We start from the raw sequence: 4,635 nt of genomic DNA, 5'->3' as shown, positions 1-4,635 counted from the left end.
GGTTGGTTGCCGCTCCCGACGGGCGCGACGGCGCGGTCACGATACATCAAGACGCGCTGCTGTACGCGACCCGGCTCGGCGGCAACGACAGCGTTACGCACGCACTCGTCCCGGGCCGTCGCGCCTACGCGCAGGTGGCACGCGGCAAGGTCACCGTCAACGGCGAACAGCTTTCCGCCGGGGATGGTGCGCGCATCGAAAACGAATCTGCAGTGAAACTCACCGCAAACGGTTCCGCGGAAGTGCTGTTGTTTGATCTTCCTTAAATCGAATACACACTTAAACGGTTTGGGATTTTCATCATGTTCAATATCGTAAAGGAGAATTTGTCATGGTTAAGATCGTTGTTGTCTATCATAGTGGCTACGGCCATACCGCCAAGCAGGCCCAGGCCATCGCCGACGGCGCCGCCGGAATTGCCGGCATCCGCGCACAACTGGTGCCGGTGGAGCGCGTCGAGCAGCACTGGCACGACCTTGATGACGCCGACGCCATCGTCTTCGGCAGCCCGACGTACATGGGCAGCGTCTCCGCTCCATTCAAGGCGTTCATGGATGCAAGCTCCAAATCCTGGGCTGGCCAAAAATGGAAAGACAAGATCGCAGCCGGTTTCACCAACTCCGCGAGTCAGAGCGGTGACAAATTGAACACGCTCATCCAGCTCGCCGTCTTCGCCGCCCAACACGGCATGCATTGGGTAAACCTGGGTCTGCTTCCCGGCAATAACTCAAGCACCGGCAGCGTGGAGGATTTGAATCGCTTGGGCGGATTCCTGGGTGCAATGGCGCAATCGAACGCCGACGTAGGTCCGGAGGCCGCGCCCGGCACCGCCGATCTCAGGACCGCCGCGCATCTCGGCCGGCGCGTGGCCGAAGCAACGCTTCGGTTCGCGCTCGGGCTCGAGCGCAAGGCCGCCTGAACCCAGCAAACCATTCACCTCAACAACCCAATAGGAGATAAGTCATGCTAAACACACACACCGCCCCCTACGGCGCCCTGGTCCTGCGGCTCGGCCTCGGCGTGATGTTCATCGCCCACGCGTTGCTCAAGCTGCTCGTGTTCACCCTGCCCGGCACGGTCAAATTTTTCGAGATGGTGGGTTACCCTGGCTTTATGGCCTACGTGGTGGTCGCGGCTGAGTTGATCGGTGGCGGGCTGCTGGTGCTCGGCGTATACACCCGCTGGGTGGCGCTGGCGTTGATCCCGATCCTGCTCGGCGCCGCCCTGGTACACGCGCCGAACGGCTGGGTGTTCAGCGCGCCGAACGGCGGTTGGGAGTATCCTGTGTTTCTTGCGGTAGCCTGCGCGGTACAGGCTTTACTCGGCGACGGCGCCCTGGCGTTGCGCGCCACGGCTGTGCGCGCGCGACAACTGGCGTAACCAATCAGGGACGATTCATGGGCTATCTGAGCAAAGGCGAGTGGCACGAAGGCTGGTACGACACCCGCAGGACGGCGGGCGAATTCGTCCGCGCCGAAAGCCAGTTCCGCGGTTTGGTCACCGCGGATGGCACGAGCGGCTTTCGCTCCGAACCGGGACGATATCATTTATACGTCTCGCTCGCCTGCCCGTGGGCGCACCGCACGATCATTTATCGAAAACTCAAACAGCTCGAAGACGTGATCTCGATGTCGGTGGTGGACCCGGTGATCACCGAAGGTGGCTGGGCGTTCCGCGACGGTTTCAGCGACGCGGTCAACAACTTCACCTGGCTGCGCGAGGCTTACACGCGCACCCATCCCGAGTACTCCGGGCGCGTGACCGTGCCGGTACTGTGGGACAAGCAAACGCAGCGGATCGTAAACAACGAATCAAGCGAGATCATCCGCATGCTCAACAGCGAGTTCAACGCCTTCACTGCCGTAAAAACAGATTTCTATCCCGCCGCCCTGCGAAACGAGATCGACGCGATCAACGCCTTTGTATACGAGCGCATCAACAACGGCGTTTACAAAGTCGGATTCGCCGGCAGCCAGCGCGTCTATGAGAGCGCGGTTAAGCGGCTGTTCGACGCGCACGATGAGATCGAGGCACGTCTCGACCACTCGCGCTACCTGGTGGGCACCGCGCCCACCGAGGCTGACTGGCGTCTGTTCACGACGCTGATCCGCTTCGACGCCGTGTACACAACACATTTCAAATGCAACCTGAAACGGATCGAAGACTATCCGAATCTGTCCAACTACGTGCGCGACCTGTATCAGCAGCCCGGCGTGGCCGGGACCGTGAACCTTGACCACATCAAACGGCATTATTTTCTGAGCCACCGGCATCTCAACCCGTCGGGCATCGTGCCGCTGGGGCCGCTGCTTGATTTCAACCGCGCGCACGACCGCGATCGTTTCGTGCGTCAGGCCGTGCGGAAGACATCATGAATTATTGATTTTTATTGGGCCCGCCGCCGGAGTCGATGGCGTGGCTATTTCACAATCATCAGACACAGGAGAAATACATGAAACTCTATTATTACCCGGGCGCCTGCTCCATGGCGGTGCATATCGCTCTGCGCGAAGCGGGCATTCCGTTCGATCTGGACAAGGTGGATCTCGCCAAGCATCGGACCGCGGACGGCGAGGACTTCTACAAGATCAACCCCAAGGGCTATGTCCCGGCACTCCGGCTCGACGATGGCCAGGTCCTTACCGAAGACGCGGTCCTGCTGCAATACGTGGCCGACCAAAAATCCACTTCCGGTCTCGCGCCCAAGGCCGGAACGATGGAGCGATACCGCGTCATGGAGTGGCTGAATTTCATTTCGTCCGAGATGCACAAGACACTCGGCGCCCTGTTCAATCCCAAGATCACGCCGGAATGGAAGGAGGACCGGATCGCCCTGTTCGGCCGGCGCTGCAATTTTCTGGTGCAGCAGCTCGGCGGCAAGCCGTACCTGACGGGAGATAAATTCACGATCGCCGACGCCTACCTGTTCACCATCCTCGGATGGACGAATCTATTCAAGCTCGACATGGGCAAGTGGCCGGCGCTTCAAAGCTACGCGGGCCGCATCGCCGCGCGACCGGCGGTGAAAGAGGCGATGAAGGCGGAGGGCCTGATCAAGTAATTTATCCGCGCAAGCTCTGAAAGGGGTCGGTCGGGAAAACCGCGCCGGCCGGACCGGATAATTGACCGGCGCCCGCTTGCCGTCGACACCGAGGTCGGGCAGCATGACAAGCTCCTGTCGGTCAATCACCAGGAAGACCCGGTAACATGCCATTGGTGAACGAAGCGGTCGTGTTTTTGATTGCGACGGTCATCGCCGTGCCGCTGTTCAAACGGCTGGGCATGGGCGCGGTACTGGGCTACCTGACCGCGGGCGTGCTGATCGGTCCGTGGCTGTTCGGCTTCATCAGCGACGTTGAAAACATCCTGCATTTCTCCGAGTTCGGCGTGGTGCTCCTGCTGTTCGTGATCGGACTGGAACTGCGGCCGTCGCGCTTGTGGGAACTGCGCCGGCCCGTATTCGGCCTCGGCGGCGCACAAGTTGCGGTGACCGGTCTCGCCCTGGCCGCCGCCGGCATCGCACTGGGATTGCCGGTAATCGCCGCGCTGGTGGTCGGCCTGGTACTGTCGCTCTCCTCCACCGCCTTCGCGCTGCAAATCCTGGCGGAGAAAAAACAGCTCACCACCCATTACGGGCGCGCGTCGTTCGCGATCCTGCTGTTCCAGGATCTCGCGGCGATACCCTTGCTCGCGCTCATCCCGCTGCTGAGTTCGGGCGGCGCGGGACAAGCCTGGAGTGTCCTCGCCGCTTTCAAGGCCGTGGCCATCGTGGTGACCGTGGTGGCCGGCGGACGCTGGCTGTTGCGTCCATTCCTGCGTCTGGCGGCCTCGGCCGCGAGCCACGAGGTCTTTGTCGCCGCCGCCTTGCTGGTGGTAGTGGGCACGGCATTACTCGTCAATCTGGCCGGTCTGTCGATGGCCCTGGGCGCGTTCCTCGCGGGCGTGCTGCTGGCGGATTCGGAATACCGTCACGAACTGGAAGCGGACATCGAACCGTTCAAGGGATTGCTGCTCGGACTTTTTTTCATCGCCGTCGGGATGTCCATGAACCTCGGTCTTGTGGTGCACCGGCCGCTCACCGTCCTGGGCCTGGTAGCCGGATTAATACTGATCAAATCGCTGTTGCTCTATGGACTGGGACGCGTGGCAAAACAAAATCACGGCTCCGCCGTCAACCTGGCGTTATACATCTCGCAAGGCGGTGAATTCGCGTTTGTCTTGTTCAGTGCCGCCGCCGGCGCTCAGGTCCTGGATAAGACGCTCGCGGAACTCCTGATCGTGGTTGTTTCCGTCTCGATGGCGGTGACTCCCCTGCTCCTGTCCGTGAATGAGAAATTCCTGAAGATCGGGCAAGCCGCGGAGAAACCGAAGGAATTCGACCACATCGAGGCGCGCGAGCATCGCGTGATCATCGCCGGTTTCGGGCGCTTCGGCCAGATGATCGCCCGCACCCTGCGCATGAAAAAAATCCCGTTCACCGCGCTCGAGGCGAGCTTCGAGCAGGTGGATTTCGTGCGCAAGTTCGGGAACAAGATCTACTTCGGCGACGCTTCGCGCCTCGACCTGCTGCGCGCCGCGCGCGCCGACCTGGCCGAGGTGTTCGTGCTCGCGATCGACGACGTCGAGGCCTCGATC

The 4,635-nt window shown here is 61.3% G+C and carries 5 protein-coding genes and 1 pseudogene; all 6 read left to right on the top strand.

Features of this window, described 5'->3' with window-relative positions; genetic code table 11:
* Positions 1–266: pseudogene (locus tag ACC569_RS13970) on the top strand (hypothetical protein); the annotation flags it as partial.
* Positions 267–331: 65 nt separating this feature from the next.
* On the top strand, positions 332–919 hold the full coding sequence (locus ACC569_RS13965; protein ID WP_372524141.1) for a flavodoxin family protein: 588 nt from the start codon (positions 332–334) through the stop codon (positions 917–919).
* 44 nt (positions 920–963) lie between these two features.
* Positions 964–1,380, top strand: a complete 417-nt coding sequence (locus ACC569_RS13960) for a DoxX family protein (RefSeq protein WP_372524140.1) — start codon at positions 964–966, stop codon at positions 1,378–1,380.
* Between the two features lie 17 nt (positions 1,381–1,397).
* Positions 1,398–2,375, top strand: coding sequence for a glutathione S-transferase family protein (locus tag ACC569_RS13955; RefSeq protein WP_372524139.1), 978 nt, complete (start codon positions 1,398–1,400; stop codon positions 2,373–2,375).
* Positions 2,376–2,452: 77 nt separating this feature from the next.
* Complete coding sequence (gene gstA / locus ACC569_RS13950; RefSeq protein ID WP_372524138.1) at positions 2,453–3,061, top strand: glutathione transferase GstA; 609 nt, start codon at positions 2,453–2,455, stop codon at positions 3,059–3,061.
* Positions 3,062–3,207: 146 nt separating this feature from the next.
* Positions 3,208–4,635, top strand: a 1,428-nt coding sequence (locus tag ACC569_RS13945; protein WP_372524137.1) for a monovalent cation:proton antiporter-2 (CPA2) family protein, incomplete at its 3' end; no start/stop codon positions are given.

It is taken from the genome of Sulfuricaulis sp. (assembly GCF_041499725.1).
GTDB lineage: Bacteria > Pseudomonadota > Gammaproteobacteria > Acidiferrobacterales > Sulfurifustaceae > Sulfuricaulis.
Note: the sequence above shows the minus strand (reverse complement) of the source record. Positions and strands in the feature narration are given on the sequence as shown.